The organism is Pseudomonas sp. H3(2019) (assembly GCF_007713465.1).
Classification (GTDB): Bacteria; Pseudomonadota; Gammaproteobacteria; order Pseudomonadales; family Pseudomonadaceae; genus Aquipseudomonas.
The window spans coordinates 21150-39425 of sequence record NZ_VMSG01000039.1; the positions used below are offsets into that span (position 1 = coordinate 21150).

Here is an 18276-nt window from a genome sequence, read left to right on the forward strand (position 1 = left end):
ATAATGAAAAACCCTTATGCTCCCGGCTTCTGGTGCGCAATTGTCGCGCTGGTGCTGCTCTCGGCTACGTATTTTTATGGCGTGATGCTGGCGCACCAGATTGATAAGGCTTTGATCTTTCTCGACAGTGCCAGTGCGCTGATCGGGGTGATGTCGATCGCAGTCGTCGCCTGGGCTTCGCTGCAAACCCGGCGGATCAAGAAAAAACAACTCGAACAAGGCAAGACCCTGGTGATGATCTGGGACACCAAGGTCGCGTTGCGCCGGGTTGAAACGGTATTCGACCGGTATTTCTGGGGCAGTTACTGGCAACCGGGGCGCACTTTCCAGGAAGTCATGGGCGAACTCACCGGGACCCCGCTGGAAAAAAGCCTCGAAGCCCTGAAAACCCAATGCCTGGCCCTCGACAAGCAGATCACCGACGAAGGCTGGCACTGGCTGAACAACGCCCGCGAACTGTCTGACGTGGCCAACGCCATGGCCCGCGAACGCTATCAACTGGACTTTTGCGACCCGCGCTCGGAATCACCGAATGGCGCGGTGATCAATCGGGATTTTGAAGTGCTGGTCTACACCTGGACCGCACGGCTGAAAAGCTTTGATCATCAGCTCGATGAGATTGAAGTGCAGTATTCCTGATTCGAAATCGATCGTTCCCACGCAGAGCGTGGGAACGATCACTCTTCTGCGCCTCTACACACTTTCACCTTTAATCATTGGGCCGCTCCACGGCACAAATGCTAATCTCTTCGCACTTTTAGCGGAGTCGAGCCGCAACCCGTTGAGGGTTCAGGGAAGACGACCACACTTTCAACAACGGACATTGATCGGGTCATTCATGAATAAATCAGCAGGCGTGCTTCTGGGAATCGTCGTTGCCATCGGTGCAATCAGCGCCGGCGGCGCTTGGTACACCGGTACGAAACTGGAAGGGGTGCTGCAAACCTCGATTGCCGACGCCAACAAAGAGCTGCAAACCGCGATGGTCGGCTCCAAAGGCACCGCGACCCTGGAACTGGTGTCGCTGGATCGCCAATTGTTCAGCAGTACCGCGCACTACCGCCTCAAGGGCCAGGGCGAAATGTTCGGTGAGAACCCTGAAGGCGTAGAGCTGCTGTTCGTTGACCACATCGAACACGGCCCGCTGCCATTCTCGCGTCTGGTGTCACTGAAATGGCTGCCGGTCATGGCCACCAGTCACTACTCGCTGGAAAAGACCCCGACCACCGAAAAATGGTTCGCCGCCACCAAGGACGCGTCTCCACTCAAGGGTGTGGTCAACATCGGCTATGACCGTGCCACCAGCGGCAACCTTGAATTGCTGCCCGTCGAAACGGCACTGGACGACAAGTCCAAGCTGAAATTTTCCGGCCTGAACCTCGACGTGTCGGCCAGCGCCCAGGCACAGAAGGTCAAGGCTGACGGTTACATGGACAGCCTCACGCTGACCAGCGTTGCCGAAGACCAGTCCCCGGTGAAAGTCGAGTTGAATGGCCTGACCCTGGCCAGCAACCTCAGCAAAAGCAGCTATGGCTACTACCTGGGGGAAAACGTCGTCGAGCTGACCAGCACCAGGACGACCTTTGGCGACAAACAGTCGGTGATGACCTTCAAGAACACTGAAATGAAGAGTTCCACCACCGAGTCCGGGACCAACGCAGCCGGTCGTGCCGATTACAAGATTGGCGAAATCGCCCTCAACGACAAGGCCCTCGGCTCGGCGCAAATGGCCTGGAGCATGAAAAACCTCGATATCCCGTCGACGCTGTCGCTGGTACAGATCTATCAGAACAAACTGCAGCCGTACGAAGCGGCCGCCGCTGCTGCTGCCGCTGCGAGTGAACCGGCGCCCGAACTGAAGCTGACCGACGCCGAACAGGCACAGGTCAAGGCGGGTCTGGAGACGTTGCTGGCCGCCCAGCCACAAGTCGCGCTGGAGAACTTCTCGTTCACCACCCCGAACGGTGTAAGCCGCACTAGCCTGGTTGTAGACCTGACCAAACCCACATCGCTGGACCTGCCACCCGACCAGTTGGGCAAGCAATTGATTGCCCTGCTGGACTTCAATCTGAAGATCTCCAAGCCGATGATTACCGACCTGGTGACGGTGCAGGCGCAGATGGAAGGCCAGACCGATGCCAAAGCGGTTGCCGAGCAAGCCGCCGCGACCAGCGACATGGTCAGCAGCATGGCCGTCGGTACGCAACTGGCGACGCTGGATGGCAACGACATCGTTTCCAAACTGCACTACGCCAATAATCAGGTGGACTTCAACGGCCAGAAGATGACCGTCGAACAGTTTGTCGGTTTCGTGATGAGTAAGCTCGGCAGCGCTGGCGCGATGCAGTAAACGCCACGCACCACAGACCCAGCACCCCGTCGCGGCAGGTTTAGCCGCCTCGGCAAAAACGCCCAGCCTTCGCTTTAGCGGAGAGACTGGGCGTTTTGCTGTGTAGGACAATTCTGAAGAAATATGCGGATTCGTCTTTTGCCATTCGTCGCCATGGAAGACTCCACCCCAGGATAGCTTGGCTGGGTCATGAGACACCGGCCGCCTGAGGTGTAGCGCTCAGGGGAACCCATTGCTCCAGCTCTCCTCGTACAGGAAGCTTGTGAATGTTGCGTACCCTCCATCCCCATCTGCGCCCGATGATTTGCATGGCGCTGTGCAGTCAATTGCTCTGGCCGACGCTGGCTTTTGCCGATACGGCCTACGACGGCATGATTCGCCAAGCGCGAGCCGGCAATTACACCCCGGCACTCAACGTGTTGCGCCAGGTTCCCGACAGCCAGTTGACGACCGGCCAGGTCAGCGATCATTTGCAAATCGCCAGTTGGGCCGGTCTCGATAGCGAAGTGGTCGACGTCTATGAAGCCCAGGCTCGCAACCGGGTGTTGTCGGTTCAGGCACTGACCGCCACTGCTCGTGCCTACCGCAATCTCAAACGTTGGGAATCGGCCTCTGCGTTGTACCGCCAGGCGCTGGTGCTTGAGCCCAACAACGCTGATCTGCAACTCGGGCTGGCACTGACCCAAGCCGACGCCGGCAAACCTGAAGAGGCCGTCAGCCGCACCAAAGCCCTGGTCGCGGTCAAACCCGAGGATCCGGCCCGCCGGCTGGCGCTGGCGTATGCCTTGACCCGCGCCGGGGCGACCTATGACGCGCTGTTCCAATACGATCAGGCGTTCGTTCGGGCCGGTAACAACCCGGATGTTGCCCGCGAATATGTTTTTGCCTTGCAACGTGCACGCTTGCCGGAGCCGGCCTTGCGTCTGGCCCGTCAGCGTCCGGGGTTGATCGACCCGAGCGTGTTGCGGCGCATCGAAGGCGATCTGGCGGCCGAGCGGGTGCGTCTGGCGGAACTGGCCACGCGCAGCGAAACAGAACGTTACGTCATCGCCGACCGTGCGTTGGCCGATTACGACCAATTACTCAAAACCTGGACTCCGGACGCGCAAGCCCATGACGACGTGGTGCGCTGGCGTATCGACCGCATGGGCGCGCTCAAGGCCCGTGCGCGCACCGCCGAGGTCATTCATGACTACCAGCAACTGATCGGCGAAGGCGCGAAAATTCCGACCTATGCGCTGCGCTGGGTGGCCGCTTCTTATCTGGATCAGCGTCAGCCTGAGGTCGCTGTCGATTTGTACCGTCAGGTGCTGGCGGCGCCGGATGCCGATGTCGGCGACCGCCTCGAAGACAGCACCGCGCTGTATTACGCGTTGCTTGAAAGCGATCAACCGCTGGAGGCGCGCAAGCTTGCCGAAACCCTGGCGCAGAGCCAAAGCCCACGGGTCGAACTCAAAGGTCAGCCCGTGGGCAATCCCAACGACAAATGGATGGACGCTCAACAACTGGCCGCTCAGACCGGCACCCATGTCGCCGATTTGCCCTCGGCTGAGCAGCGTCTGGCGGCGCTGGTTGATCAGGCGCCCGGCAATGTCGGTTTGCGTCTGGCTCAGGCGGATCTGTACCGCGCTCGCGATTGGCCACGGCTCGCGGAATCCCAGCTCAAGGAAACCGAAAGCATGGCGCCGCGTGATGTCGGTCTGGAAGTCAACCAGGGCTACACCGCACTGGATCTGCAGGAATGGCGTCAGCTCGATGCGCTGACCGATGACGTCGGCGCGCGCTTCCCGGACAACCGTCAGGTGCAACGTCTGGAGCGCGTGCGCGATGTGCATGACATGGCCGAGTTGCGGGTGTCGACCTATGGCGGCAAGAGCTATGGCGGCGGCAATAGCGGCGCTGGCGTCGTGACCGGCAGCCGTGATTTTGGCATTGAAAGCGTGCTTTACAGTCCGCCGATCGATGAGGACTGGCGGCTGTTCGGCGGTGCCGGGTTCGCCACCGGCGACTTTCAGGAAGGCACCGGCTATCACCGCTGGCAACGCTTGGGCGTCGAACGGCGAACCCGCGACATGACCCTCGACGCGGAAGTCTCCAACCACTCGTTTGGCAACGGCGACAAAACCGGCGCGCGCCTGGCACTGGCCCGCGACATCAATGATGCCTGGCAGTACGGCGCCAGCCTCGATTATCTGTCGGCCAACACGCCGCTGCGGGCCTTGCACAGCGATGTCACGTCCAACGGCGGCAGCGGCTTTATCCGCTGGCGCGCCAATGAAAGTCGCGAGTGGAAACTGGCCGTCAGCCCGTCGCATTTCAGCGATGGTAACAACCGCCTCGAAGCATTGCTGACCGGTCGCGAAGGTGTGTACCGCGCGCCGGGCGTGCAAGTCGATCTCGGCCTGGAAGTCGCCAGCAGTCACAGCTCGAAGAATGAAGACGTGCCGTATTTCAACCCGAAATCCGACTTCAGTGTGTTGCCGACAGTGAGCGTCAACCACGTGCTTTATCACCGTTACGAAACGGCCTGGAGCCAGCAGTTCCAGGCCGGTGCGGGCACCTACAGCCAGCGCGACCACGGCACGGGTGCCGTCGGTTTGCTCAGTTACGGCCAGCGCGTCAGCTGGAACGACGTGTTCGAGGCGGGTGCCGTGTTGAGCCTGCTTAACCGACCCTATGACGGCGTTCGCGAAAGCGACCTGCGTCTGCTCGTCGACCTCACTTACCGCTTCTAGAAGAGTCTGATCATGTCTGGAATCACACGCTGCATCCTGCTGCTGGGCGTCTTGCTGCTCGCCGCTTGCGCCCAGCAAGCCCCAGCCTTCACACCGCCGTCACAGCGACTGGTAGCGGCCAATGAAAAGCCCTGGCCAAAAAACCATGTGCTGGGCATCGCCTACCACGATGTTGAAGATCGTGACCCCGATCAGGCCATTGTTGCCGTGCGCACCGAGCGGCTGATCGAGCAGCTCGCCTGGCTGCGCGAGAACGGCTACCAGGCGGTCACCGTCGATCAAGTCATGGCCGCGCGCAAGGGCGGGCCAGAGCTGCCACCCAAGGCCATTGTGCTGAGCTTCGACGACGGCTATTCGAGCTTCTACACCCGCGTCATGCCGGTGCTGCGGGCCTACAAATGGCCCGCCTTGCTGGCGCCGGTCGGTGCCTGGATCGATACGCCGCTGGATAAACCCGTGGACTTCGCGGGCACCCCGCGCCAGCGTTCGGACTTCCTGACCTGGGCGCAGATCACTGAAATCTCGAAGTCCGGACTGGTGGAAATCGCCGCTCACACCGACGCCAGCCACAAGGGCATCCTGGCCAACCCGCAAGGTAACCTGGAGCCTGCGGCGACGACCCGTGGTTATGACGCGGCGACCGGGCGCTACGAATCCGAAGCCGACTTCCAGGCGCGTCTGCGCAAGGACGTGGTCACCATCAGCGAGAAAATCCGCAAGGCCACCGGCTATAAGCCGCGTGTGTGGGTCTGGCCTTATGGCGCGGCGGATGGCACCACGTTGCAGATCACCAGTTCCGAGGGTTACCAGATGGCCCTGACCCTCGACGACGGCCTAGATTCACTGAACAACCTGATGAGCAGCCCGCGTTTTCTGGTGTCCTCCGATCCGGATGGCGAACACTTCGCCAACAGCATGGTTGCGGTGCAATCCACCGCGCCGATGCGCGTGGTGCACGTTGACCTGGATTACGTCTACGACCCGGACCCGGTTCAACAGGACGCCAACCTCGGCAAGCTGGTCCAGCGCATGGCCGACATGGGCGCCAACACGGTGTTCCTGCAAGCTTTCGCCGACCCTAAAGGCGACGGGCTGGTGCGCTCGCTGTACTTCCCTAACCGCCATTTACCGGTGCGCGCCGACCTCTTCGACCGCGTCGCCTGGCAGCTGCGCACTCGCGCTAATGTCAAAGTCTTCGCCTGGATGCCGGTGCTGAGTTACGCGCTGGACCCGGCCTTGCCACGCGTGACCCGTTGGAACCCGGCCAGCGGCCAGACCTCGGTTGACCCCGGCCAGTACCGACGCCTGTCGCCGTTTGACCCGAATGTGCGGCGGATCATCGGTGAGATTTACGAAGACGTGGCGCGTCTGAGCTCGATCGACGGCATCCTTTACCACGACGATGCGGTGCTCTCGGATTTCGAAGACGCCAGCCCGCAGGCACTGAAGGTTTACGCGGCGAACGGCTTGCCTGGCTCGATGGCCGCCTTGCGTGGCGATCCGGCGACGCTGCAACGCTGGAGCCGCTTCAAGAGCCGCTACTTGATCAACTTCACCCGTGAACTCACTGCCAAAGTCCGCGCCATTCGCGGGCCGCAGGTGCTGACCGCGCGCAACCTGTTCGCTGAGCCGATGCTCAACCCGTCCAGTGAAACCTGGTTCGCGCAGAACCTCGGCGACTTCCTCGGCGCCTACGACTGGACCGCACCGATGGCCATGCCGCTGATGGAAGGCAAGACCCTCGAACAATCCGGTGCCTGGCTGGAAGCGCTGGTGGCGACAGTCCAATCCCGCCCGGGTGCGCTGGACCGCACGGTGTTCGAACTGCAGGCCCGCGACTGGACCCACAAGGGCGCCGCCGCGGAGGTGAGCGGCAAGCAACTGGCGGACTGGATGGGTCTCCTCAAACGTCAGGGCGCGACCAGTTTCGGTTACTACCCGGACAACTTCCTCGAGAACCAGCCGGACCTGAAAACCGTGCGTCCTGCGCTCTCCAACAAGTGGAATCCTTAACATGCTGGATAGACTGCTGGCCCTGCTGGTTCTGGCGATCGTGCTGGGGATTCCCCTGGGCGTGATCTTCCTGGTCACCGGGCAATTTCTGATGGATTTCGTGTTTTTCTATCCGCTGTTCATGTCCGGACTGTGGATCGCCGGCGGCCTGTATTTCTGGCTGCACTGGGAGCGCCACTGGCCGTGGAAGGACGACACACTACCACCGCCGCTGGCCGGCGAACCGCTGATTTCGATCCTGGTCCCTTGCTACAACGAGGGCGATAACGCGGCCGATACGATTCACGCTGCGCTGGGTCAGCATTACCCAAACATCGAAGTGATCGCGATCAACGACGGCTCCAAGGACAACACGGCCGCCGTTCTCGATGCCATCGCTGCCGAAGACCCGCGCCTGCGGGTGCTGCACCTGGCGGAAAACCAGGGCAAAGCGGTGGCCTTGCGCATGGGCGCCATTGCCGCGCGCAGTGAGTATCTGGTGTGCATTGACGGCGATGCCTTGCTCGCGCCGAACACAGCGGCCTATCTGGTGGCGCCGATGCTCGATAACGCGCGGCTCGGCGCGGTGACGGGCAACCCACGGATTCGAACCCGTTCGACGCTGGTCGGGCGGGTTCAGGTCGGCGAGTTCTCGTCGATCATCGGTTTGATCAAGCGCACCCAGCGGGTCTTCGGGCGGATTTTTACCGTGTCCGGGGTGATCGTGGCGTTCCGTCGTTCGGCGCTGAATCGGGTCGGTTATTGGAGCCCGGACATGATCACCGAAGACATCGACATCAGCTGGAAGCTGCAACTGGATCACTGGAGCATCTTCTACGAGCCGCGTGCGCTGTGCTGGATTCTGATGCCGGAAACCCTGTCCGGTTTGTGGAAGCAGCGTCTGCGCTGGGCCCAGGGCGGCGCCGAAGTGCTGTTCAAAAACATCCGCGGCATCTGGCAGTACCGCCATCGCTACTTCTGGCCATTGCTGTTCGAGTACTGCCTGTCCACCGGGTGGGCCTTCACCTTTTTGCTGTCAGTGATTTTCTGGGGCGTGGGCAAGTTCATCGACATGCCGGCCGCCATCGCCGTGCATCATTTGCTGCCACCAGCCTTCACCGGATTGTTGCTGGCGATGGTCTGCCTGCTGCAGTTCGCGGTCAGCATCCTGATCGACCGACGTTACGAGCGCGGGCTGTGGAAAACCATGTTCTGGGTGGTCTGGTATCCGCTGGTGTTCTGGCTCATCAGCTTGCTCACCACCCTGGTCAGCTTCCCCAAAGTCCTGTTTGGCCAACATCAGAAACGCGCGCGCTGGGTCAGTCCCGACCGTGGCATCAAGCCGCTGAATGAGGATGACGATGACGAGGAGTTCAGCAAATGAAAATCATCAGAACCCGTCAACGACCATTTCTGGTCATCATCGATGTCTTATTCACGGTATTGGCCTGGGTCGGCTTGCTGTACCTGCTGGTAAGCGGCCTCTGGCCATTGATTGATACCCACGAAGGGTTGGGTATCGAATCGACGATGCTCGACGCCCTTGGCACGCTGCAAATCTACTTGTGGGTGGCGCTGTTCAATGCGGTGGTCCTGATCTCCTGGGCGCGTTACCAGCACCGCAAGAGCAAAAGCTTTGCCCTGCGTCGTCTACCGGCACCGGTGGTCGATGACAAAGGCTTGAGCATTAGCTTCAACCTGACCGAAGAGCATCTGGCTCAGCTGCGCGGTCTGGGAACCATGGTGATCCACAACAACGAAGCCGGCGACGTCAGCCACGTTCTCCCACGCTTCTTGCGCATCGATCCCGAGCTCCAGAAGCAGTTGCACCCGCCGGCCTCACTGGTGCAGCAGAAGGCGTTGGTGTTGGCGGCAAAGGACGATCAGGTGCCTGTGACGTGAGCTGCGGTAAGGTTTGACTGAATGTTTTACAGGGCTATTGCGGTCTGAGTGTTCAGGGCATTGGCGTCGTTCGTCGAAAGCGAGCACTATCGAGCCAATTACTGGTGCGTTGGAGGCCAGCTGTGACACAACGAATTGACCGCATTGCCCAACTGCTCAACTGCCCGATCAAGGGCGAAGAAATGCGCCGGGCGATCACTGAAGCGCGCAAGGACTTTCTGCTCGACGACGATGAAGAGGATGACGACGAGGAAGAACCGTCCGAGGTGGATGTCGTGGATGAGCAGTCATCCAGGGCATGACTACCACCAACTGCGGTTGCTCTCCAGTTCACCCCTGCATTGCCTGAGTTGCCAGCCATAATCTTTCGCCTGTTGCTCGACCTTGCGTGCCACTTGCACCAGCCAGGGTTTCTGTAGATAACTCTGGCGACTGAACCCGCCACGTCCTTCGTGGTAGGCAAGGTACTGGCTGTAGGCATCCCACTTGGAAACCCCCAACTGACGCTGAGTGCCGGCGACGTACCAGCCGACGAACATGATCGCGTCGTCAAAATTGTCACGCGAACCACCGTTGCCGGTCGCGCTCTTGTACTCGCCCCATACAGGGTCCTGCGCCTGGGCATAGCCGTATGCCGAGCTGACCCGTCCCCAGGGAATAACCCACAAAAAGTAGTAGCGAGGGGGCAGGGCATCGTGCACAAAGCTGCTTTCCTGCTTGATGATCGCCATCGCCACATGCGGCGGCAGGCCCCAGGTTTTCTCCATTTTCAGCGAATCTTCGTACCAGGCCGGGTATTGGCGGTAGATGCTGCAAAGGTTGCTTTGCTCTCTTGGCGGTGTCGTCGAGCAACCCGCCAACAAGCCCAAGGCGATGAGTACGACTAAAAAACGTCCGTGCAAAAAACACTCTCTTGGCGGTTGGCCAATCCTTATCGGTTAAATAGGGTGCCCGATACAACGTCGCGTTTTTACTCCGGCGCGATGTGCAAATCGGTCCCTTGATGTGGCTGGCAGTTGGTCTGAAGTGCGTTGACCCTTGCACTGTAAATCGAGCACTATCAGGTACCTTTTTAAGTACCTTGGAGCCTGCTCATGGAGCGACTACTCGCTAGCCGCTCAGTCAGCATCACGGAACTCAAGCGCAGCCCGAGCACCGTGATCGAGCAAGCAGGGTCCGAGCCCGTGGCAGTGCTCAATCATAACCGCCCAGCGGCGTATCTTTTACCCCAGGCTGCGTATCAACGGCTTCTGGATCGGTTGCAGGCTGCAGAAATACGCGAAGCGATAGCCGTCAGCCGCAATGACCCACGTCCAGCAGTAGATGCCGACACGGTATTTGCGGAGCTGGATGCAATTATTGATCAAGTCGCTGCCGAGCAAAATCGTTCGTGAGGCAGCTGTTGTTCTCCGCGATGGCGCGGGAGGATCTGCAGAACGTTGTCCGTTACATTGCTCGGGACAATCCTGCCCGGGCCCGAACGTTTGTCGATGAGCTGCGCCAGCGTTGCTTGTTGTTGGTCGAGCAGCCTGATCTGGGTGTTGCTCGTGAAGACCGCGCCAGAGGCCTGCGCATGATTGCTCACGGTCGGTATCTGATTTTTTATGGTTTGACCGAGCAAAACATTCAGGTCGAGCGAGTGCTGCAGGGCGCACGTGATCTAGGGCGTCTCTTTGAATCTGGAAGCCAAGATCAATAACTTCCTAGGCAGAGCTATCGGCTAATAGCTGCCAACTGCCAGTCGGAATCGTCTCAAGCGTCATCCGCTGGCGAGACTCGGGGCAGCACAGTCTGTATGTAGCCGCGATCATTCGCATTTTTCTGTTGTGGTTTCTGACGTGTCCTGTGAGACACGTCTCTTTTTTGTGTAGAAATTTTCCGCTCTCTTGAACCAAAAGCGATGTGCAGGGTCTGCTTTGCGCGTGGTTTTGCGCATCAGCAGCGTGAGTGTTTTTCGGAATAAGCCTGGGTCTTCAGGCGTTCGCCGAAATCAGGGCTAAAGGCCGGCGTTTGGTTCTTTGGCTGCTCGCGAGCTTGCTGTCATTTCAGTATCGAGGGATCGAACATGTTCTCACCCGCCCATTGGGCGAGGTTGTGCCTGGCTTTGCTGTGCCTTTCTCCACTAAATCCTGCTCACGCCGCCCCCTCCCCCGGTGAAACCGATCTGATCCGCGAACGTCAGGATCGCCTGCTCGAAGAGCAGCGTCGGCGTCTCGAGGAACTCAAGGAGTTGCCCGGCAAAGCGGCCAAGCCGACGGCCCCGACAGCGCCTGTCGATACCCGCTGTTTCCCGATCAAAGACATCGAACTCAAAGGTGCTGACAGCCTTTCGGCCCGTGAGCGCGAGCGTTTGCTCAAGCCTTACATCGGCCAGTGCCTGGGCGTCACTCAGCTCAATGAGTTGCTGAAAGTCATCACCGATGACTACCTTGAGAAAGGCCTGGTGACCAGTCGTGCCTACTTGCCGCAGCAGGATTTGTCTGCCGGTCATTTGAAGGTGCTGGTGGTCGAGGGCAAGCTCGAAGGGATCAAAGGCGCGGAGGGCAGCAAGCTGTCGGACCGTGAACTGTCCATGGCTTTCCCAGGCAAGACCGGTGACCTGGTCAACCTGCGCGAGATCGAACAACTGGTCGATCAGTTGAACCGTTTGCCCTCCAATCAGGCGCAGATGGAATTGGCACCGGGCAAGGAGGTGGGCGGCAGCGAAGTGCTGGTCAAGAACACCCCGCAAAAGCCCTGGCGCGCCGGCTTGTCGCGCAGCAACGAAGGTCAGCGCAGCACCGGCGAACAGCAGTGGGGCACGACCTTTGACTGGGACAACCCGCTGGGGCTTGCGGACCAGCTGATGTTGCGCGGTGGTCATGATGCGGTGAGCGATCATAACCACACCTCAAGCAGTGCCATGCTCGATTACAACCTGCCGTGGGGCTGGTGGAACTTCAACTACAGCTACAGCCAGAGCGATTACCGCTCGCAGATTGCCGCCAATGGCTACAACTTCAAACAGACTGGCGACAGCCAGACTCACCAGTTCAAGGCCGAGCGAGTGATCTATCGCGATGCCGTGAGCAAGACATCCTTGAGCGCCGGCGTGTCCCACTTGCGCAGCAACAACTTCATCGAAGACAGCAAGCTGGCCCTGAGCAGTAACCATTTGAGCGAAGCACAGTTCGGGATCAACCACGGACGGCGTGTCGGCTCGGCCTTCGTCAACCTCGACTTGGGCATGCAGAAAGGTATCGGCGCCTTCGATGCCCAGAGCAACGGTCATCCGGGCCCTGGGGACGCGGATGCGCGGTACCGCAAATACACCGGCACCCTGAGCTACTTGCAGCCATTCAAACTCTGGGGCGAGTCATTGAGCTTCAGCAGCCTGATGACCGGCCAGCGCAGCGAGGACGTGCTGTTCAGCCCGCAGCGCACGAGCCTGGGCGGCTTGTCGTCGATCCGTGGTTACAAGGACCAGTCGTTGTCCGGTGACAGCGGCGGCTACTGGCGCAACGACCTGCGCTGGAGTCGTCCGGTGAATTGGGCGTGGCTGCGCCCGGTGTTCGCCGAGTACGGCACCAGCCTGGGTTACGACCAGGGCGTGATCAGTCATGACCGCTACAACGGCGATCAACATGGGCGGATGTCCAGCAACTCGATCGAGCTGTTTGCCAAAGGGCAGCATGTGTCTGCCAGCGTGACCTTCGCCCACTCTCTGGAGCGGCCGGATGCGTTGACCGAGCGCGAAGCACCGATCTATTTCCGCGTGGATTTCTCCCTCTAATTTTTCGCTTTATCGAGACCTGAATATGGACGTTCGCCAACTGGCCTTTCTGGCCGGCCAGCCTTCTGCTGCCGTGATTCCCCGTGAACGTTTCATGGGCATGCCCAAGCGCGGCTTGGCGTTCCTGCTGGCCAACGTCATGTTCTGGCAACCGATGTGGGCGCAGGCGGACGGCATCGTGGTCAGCGCGCCGGGCACCAGCCTGGATCGCGCCGGCAATGGCGTGCCGATCGTCAACATCGCCGCGCCCAACGGCAGCGGTCTGTCGCACAACCAGTTCCGCGACTACAACGTCGATACCAACGGGGTCATTCTCAACAACGCCACGGCCCGCACCCAGGCCACGCAACTGGGCGGGATCATCCTGGGCAACCCGAATCTACAGGGCGTTTCCGCACAAACCATCCTCAACGAAGTCAACGGCGGCAGCCCCAGCCGGTTGAACGGTTACACCGAAGTGGCGGGGCAGTCGGCGCGGGTGATCGTCGCCAACCCGTATGGCATCAGCTGCAATGGCTGCGGGTTTATCAACACCCCACGGGTGACCTTGACCACCGGCAAACCGGTACTCGACAACGGTCGTCTGGACCGCTTCCAGGTCGATCAGGGCAGCGTCTCCATCGACGGTGCCGGGATCAACGCGAGCAACGTCGACCGTTTCGAAATCATCACCCGTAGCGCGAAAATCAACGCCCAGATTCAGGCGAATAACCTGACCATCGTTGCCGGTCGTAACGACGTCAACGCCGACACTCTCAACGCTACGGCCCGGGCCAATGACGGCAGCACCAAGCCGGAACTGGCGATCGACTCCTCGGCGCTTGGCGGTATGTACGCCGGCGCGATCAAACTGGTCGGCACCGAAGCCGGCGTCGGGGTGAAACTTGACGGCAAACTGATCGCCAGCGGCGGCGATATCCAGCTCGATGCCAACGGCCAGCTGAGCTTGGCCGAGACCTCGGCGGTCAATGGCGCGGTGAACATCAAAGCCAACAGCCTCGACGCCCGTGCACCCGTCTACGCCGGCACCGCCCTCAATGTGCAAACCCAGGGCGACCTGAGCAACCAGCAAACCCTCGCCGCTCGCGACAGCATCAACCTGAGTGCCGGCGGCCAGTTGACCAACAACGGCATCATTGAAGCCGGGGTCAATGCCGACAGCAGCCGCAACGCCAGCGGCGACGTCAACCTCAGCGCACAGAACCTCAACAACAGCGGCAAAAGCGTGATCGCCAGCCGCAACCTGACGGTCAATACCGCGCAGACGTTGACCAACCAGGGCGGCACGTTCAGCGCTGCGCAAACCGCCAACATCAGTGCCGGGACGCTGGACAACCAGAACAAAGGTCGGGTGCTGAGTACCGGTACGCTGAGTCTGACTGCCGGGCAGGTACTCAATACCCAAGGCGTGATCACCAGCAGCGGCAACCTCACGGCCAACATCGGTGGTCTGAACAATCACAGCGGCGAAGTCTCCAGCGCCAGCAGCACCACGCTCAATGCCACGAGTCTGGACAACAGCGACGGCCAGGTGACGGGCGATGTGGCGCTGAATATCGGTTTGATCGGTGCCCTGAATAACCAGAACGGTGTACTTGGTTCCGGAAAAACCGTCAGCATCAGCGCCGCCAGCCTGGACAACAGCCATGCGGGCCGCCTGGTCAGCGATGGCAACCTGACCGCACGGATCACGGGTGTGTTCTATAACCAGAACGGCAACCTGAGCGCCAACGGCGTGGTCGATCTGCAGACCGGTAGCCTCGACAACCGCAATGGCAGCCTGATGGGCAAGGATCGCTTGACCCTGCAAAGCGCCTCTCTGGACAACCGCACAGGCAAGGTCCGCGCAGACAAGGATCTGCAACTCAACGTTGGCCAATTGGATAACCGCGAGCAAGGTTTGCTCAACAGCCAGACCGCGATCAATTTCAACGGTACCCATCTGGATAACCGTGGCGGCTTGCTCAGCGCGGTCGGGCCGGTACGGCTGGACGCAGCCAGCGTCGATAACAGTGGCGGACGCCTGAGCAGCGGCGACAGCCTGAGCCTGACCGCCACCCAATTGACCAACCAGGACGGCGGTCGTATCGCCAGTGCCGCCGCGCTGACCGCCAGCGTCACCGGTCTGAATCAGCAAGGGGGGCAGTTGTTCAGCAACACGTCGCTGGATCTGGACCTGAACCACGGTCAGCTGAACAACCAGAACGGTTTGATCAACGCACCGTTGCTGGTGCTCAAGAACCTCAAGGCCGTGAACAACCAGGGCGGCGAGATCTCCAGCGCCCAGGCGTTTACCGTGGCTGCCGACAGCCTCGATAACAGCAACGGCAAACTGCTGAGCAACCAGAGCCTGACCCTGCGCATCAACCAGGCACTGGCCAGTGTCAAAGGCATGATCGCTGCCGCGGCCCTCGATGTACGGGCCGCCAGCCTCGACAACAGTGGCGGTACGCTGACCAGTCGTGCCAGCCTCGAGCTGAACCTCAACGGTCAGTTGATCAACCAGAACCAGGGCCTGATCAACGCCACTACCCACCTGAACATCAATAGCAGCGGGCTGAACAACCAGGGCGGTTCGCTGCTGGGCAGCGCCATCGCGATCGACTTCGCAGCGGCCACCGGTGACCTGAACAACAGCGCCGGTCTGATCACCACCGCCGGCACATTGAGCATCAATCACCTGCGGGACCTGACCAACCAGGGCGGCGAAATCTCCAGCAGCCAGAGCATCAACCTGAGCGCCCGCGCGCTGAACAACAGCAGCGGCAGTCTGGTGAGCAATGGCGCAGTGACGCTGGACCTGCTCGGCGCCCTGACCAACACCAACGGCAAGATTGCCAGCGCCGGACCGCTACGGGTTCAGCGTTCAACGCAAATCAACAACCAGGGTGGCCAACTCGTCAGCCAAGGCTTGATGACGCTGCTCACCGGCGGCCTGGACAACCGTAATCGCGGAACCGTCGCGGCCAATGATCAACTGACCCTGACTGCAACTGGAACGGTGCAAAACAGTGCCGATGGCCTGATCTACAGCCAGAACGGTGGTCTGCAAGTACAGGCTGCCAGCCTGAGCAACGCCAAGGGCACGCTGTTAAGCCAGGGCGCCCTGAACCTCACCGTGGGCGGCGATATCGACAACCAGAGCGGTCGGATTCTGGCCAAGACCGGTGACCTGTCCATCAGCGCCGGCCACCTCGATAACCGAGGTGGTGTGCTTGCCAGCCTGCAAGGTGCTTTCACTGCGCACCTGACCGGCGTCTTGAAAAACGGCTACGACCTGAACAACAACCGTCAGGGCGGCATCACCCAGGCACAGCGTTTGAACCTGACGGCGCTGGGCGGCATCGATAACTACGGCGGGCGCATCTCGGCGCAAACCGGCGATGCAGTCATCGCCACGGGCGCGGGCAACTTCGACAATCGCAATGGCGGCCTCTACGCCAAGGGCCAGGTCAACGTCACCGGCAACAACTTCGACAACAGCGGCGACAACGATGGCCAGATCGGCGGCAACCAGATCACCCTGAACCTCAACGGCGCCCTGAACAACCGCCTGGGCATCATCGAGAGCGACACGACCCTGGCGATCAAAGCCGCCAGCCTCGATAACCAGACCGGTCAACTGCGCGCCCTGGGTACCAGTGGCAAGACCGCCTTCCAGATCGGCGGCCTGTTCGACAACCGCAACGGCACTCTGGAAAGCGCCAACACCGACCTGAGTCTGGCTGTCGGTGGTTTCCTCAATGGCGGCGGCAGCCTGTTGCACGTCGGCACCGGCACCTTCGACATTTCCACCGCCAACGTCACCGGGGCCGGCGGTTCCATCGTGACCCGTGGTGGCTTGACCCTCAACGCCGACAGCTGGACCAACAGCAGCGTGATCCAGGCCGGACGCCTGAACGTCAACGTCAACAACTTCACCCAAACCGCCAGTGGTCAGTTGCTGGCCTCTGACAGTTTCGTCGGTAGCGGTGTCAACTGGTTCAACGATGGGCTGATTGCCAGTGATGGCCGCCTGAGTCTGAGCCTGGGCGGTGCTTACTGGGGCGCTGGTCGTCTCAGCAGCCAGGGGACCCTTGGCCTGAGCGCCGCGCAAGTGAGCCTCAATAGCGTGACTTCCAGCATCGCCGGCGGTAGCGACACCCGACTCAATGTCAGCGGCCAACTGGACAATGCCGGTCGGCTGACTTCCGGCGCCGGCATGACGGTCATCGCGGGCGGGGTGAGGAACTTCGGGACAATGGGGGCAGGGGGAGACCTGACGCTCACGACCGGCGCATTGCTCAACTCCGGCGGTTTGATTTTCAGCGGCGGCAATATGTCGTTGCGCGTTGCGGACCTCAACAACACCAATGCCAACGTCTACAGCCTGGGCAACCTGAGCATCGACCGTGACGGGCAGGGTGGCCTGGCCAACAGCATCGTCAACAGTTCTGCGTCGATTCAAAGTGACGGCAGCATGAACCTGGCGGCGAGCACGATTCAGAATATCCGGTCAGTGCTGACTACCAATGATCAGGGCATCTACACCGCCAGGATTGGCGAAATCGCGTGTATCGCAGGCCCGAAGGGCAACGCTGGCGATTGCAGAGGCGGCAAGGAAAACCATGCCTGGGAGATCGTGCAGCGCGATAGATTTGTGGTCACCGCTGCCAGCGCCGCATCCAGCATCACTGCGGGCGGAAATCTGAACATCAACGGCGGGAATTTGCTGAACCAAAGCAGCACCATCGCCACAGGCGGCAGTCTGACCGCGACGCTCGCCAACCTGGCAAACAGCGGAATCGAGACCGGCGAAACTCAAACTTCGCGCACTTTCATGTCCGAGCGAACTCGGGATGCGGATGGTTGGTATGACGCGGCCAGTGCTTTTACTAACAAGTACTGGTACCAGAGCAGTGGCTATAACGCCAATGACCTGGGTGGTCTTCAGGCGGGGATGAGCCACTTTATCGGCATGACCGAAATTGAATTGCCCCAGTTTCGCAAGACCGAAAAACTCGCCTCCAGCGACCAAAGCTACGCCGCCGTTATCCAGGCCGCCGGTGCCCTTAAAATCAATGCGCAAAGCACGATAGACAATAGCGTCATACGGCTGGGCTATACCTATGTTGGCAGCGGTGCTCGAACCGACACCGGCGCTGCCGCCAGCCCGTACTCGACCCGTATCACCCTGAACCAACAGCTGCCACCGAACCTCGCTCAGCAACAAGTCAACCCGCTGGCGCTCCCGGGCTTCAGCCTGCCGACCGGTCAGAACGGGTTATTCCGCTTGAGTGGCCAAGGCAGCAGCACGCCTATCGCCAGTGGCCCACAGAGCTGGACCATCGGTGGCGCAAGCCTTGCCCCGACGCAACGTCAGCAAGCGCTGCCTGTCGGCCAGGTTCGGGAGACTCAGTTGGGCAGCACCACCCAGCCCTCGACCTCCGGTGACAATTCATCGGGCACGGTATTGCCTGGCCGTTCCACCGCCTTCACGGTCAACCGTGTCCAGGGTTTACCGGACAGCACCGTCCCGTCCAACC

12 protein-coding genes are annotated in these 18276 nt (G+C 60.6%); 11 read left to right on the top strand and 1 reads right to left on the bottom strand.

From position 1 onward, the window contains the following. Positions 1-3 precede the first annotated feature (3 nt). From FPT12_RS26865 to FPT12_RS26895, 7 genes are all read left to right on the top strand, one after another. Positions 4-639: an NADH:ubiquinone oxidoreductase subunit N gene (locus FPT12_RS26865; RefSeq protein WP_145022424.1), complete on the top strand. Its 636-nt coding sequence runs from the start codon at positions 4-6 to the stop codon at positions 637-639. 199 nt (positions 640-838) lie between these two features. Further along, the gene (locus FPT12_RS26870) at positions 839-2350 is read left to right on the top strand and encodes a YdgA family protein (RefSeq protein WP_145022427.1); all 1512 of its coding nucleotides are present in this window, start codon (positions 839-841) and stop codon (positions 2348-2350) included. 266 nt (positions 2351-2616) lie between these two features. Next, positions 2617-5085 (top strand): poly-beta-1,6 N-acetyl-D-glucosamine export porin PgaA, encoded by a 2469-nt coding sequence (gene pgaA, locus FPT12_RS26875; RefSeq protein WP_145022429.1) that lies wholly within the window; start codon positions 2617-2619, stop codon positions 5083-5085. A gap of 12 nt (positions 5086-5097) precedes the next feature. Continuing rightward, on the top strand, positions 5098-7098 hold the full coding sequence (gene pgaB, locus FPT12_RS26880; RefSeq protein WP_145022432.1) for a poly-beta-1,6-N-acetyl-D-glucosamine N-deacetylase PgaB: 2001 nt from the start codon (positions 5098-5100) through the stop codon (positions 7096-7098). A 1-nt stretch (position 7099) separates the two neighbouring features. Further along, positions 7100-8461, top strand: coding sequence for a poly-beta-1,6-N-acetyl-D-glucosamine synthase (gene pgaC, locus FPT12_RS26885; protein WP_145022434.1), 1362 nt, complete (start codon positions 7100-7102; stop codon positions 8459-8461). Next, on the top strand, positions 8458-8979 hold the full coding sequence (pgaD, locus tag FPT12_RS26890; protein WP_145022437.1) for a poly-beta-1,6-N-acetyl-D-glucosamine biosynthesis protein PgaD: 522 nt from the start codon (positions 8458-8460) through the stop codon (positions 8977-8979). Before pgaC ends, pgaD begins: the two co-directional genes overlap by 4 nt. Before the next feature lie 122 nt (positions 8980-9101). Continuing rightward, positions 9102-9281, top strand: a complete 180-nt coding sequence (locus FPT12_RS26895) for a hypothetical protein (RefSeq protein WP_145022441.1) — start codon at positions 9102-9104, stop codon at positions 9279-9281. On the opposite strand, the gene FPT12_RS26900 is transcribed toward FPT12_RS26895, so the two are convergent. Then, the gene (locus tag FPT12_RS26900; protein ID WP_256676876.1) at positions 9282-9881 is read right to left on the bottom strand and encodes a hypothetical protein; all 600 of its coding nucleotides are present in this window, start codon (positions 9879-9881) and stop codon (positions 9282-9284) included. Between the two features lie 192 nt (positions 9882-10073). On the opposite strand from FPT12_RS26900, the gene FPT12_RS26905 reads away from it, so the two are divergent. The 4 genes from FPT12_RS26905 to FPT12_RS26920 all read left to right on the top strand — a co-directional run. After that, complete coding sequence (locus tag FPT12_RS26905; protein WP_145022444.1) at positions 10074-10373, top strand: type II toxin-antitoxin system prevent-host-death family antitoxin; 300 nt, start codon at positions 10074-10076, stop codon at positions 10371-10373. Next, a complete protein-coding gene (locus FPT12_RS26910; protein WP_145022447.1) occupies positions 10370-10678 on the top strand; it encodes a type II toxin-antitoxin system RelE/ParE family toxin in 309 nt (102 codons plus the stop codon). The genes FPT12_RS26905 and FPT12_RS26910 overlap by 4 nt, the downstream gene beginning before the upstream one ends. Positions 10679-11044: 366 nt before the next feature. Continuing rightward, positions 11045-12751 carry a ShlB/FhaC/HecB family hemolysin secretion/activation protein gene (locus tag FPT12_RS26915; protein ID WP_145022450.1) on the top strand — a complete coding sequence of 569 codons (1707 nt, stop codon included), beginning with the start codon at positions 11045-11047 and terminating at the stop codon, positions 12749-12751. Between the two features lie 25 nt (positions 12752-12776). Next, positions 12777-18276 (top strand): filamentous hemagglutinin N-terminal domain-containing protein (locus FPT12_RS26920; RefSeq protein ID WP_145022453.1); only part of this gene is annotated, 5500 nt, incomplete at its 3' end.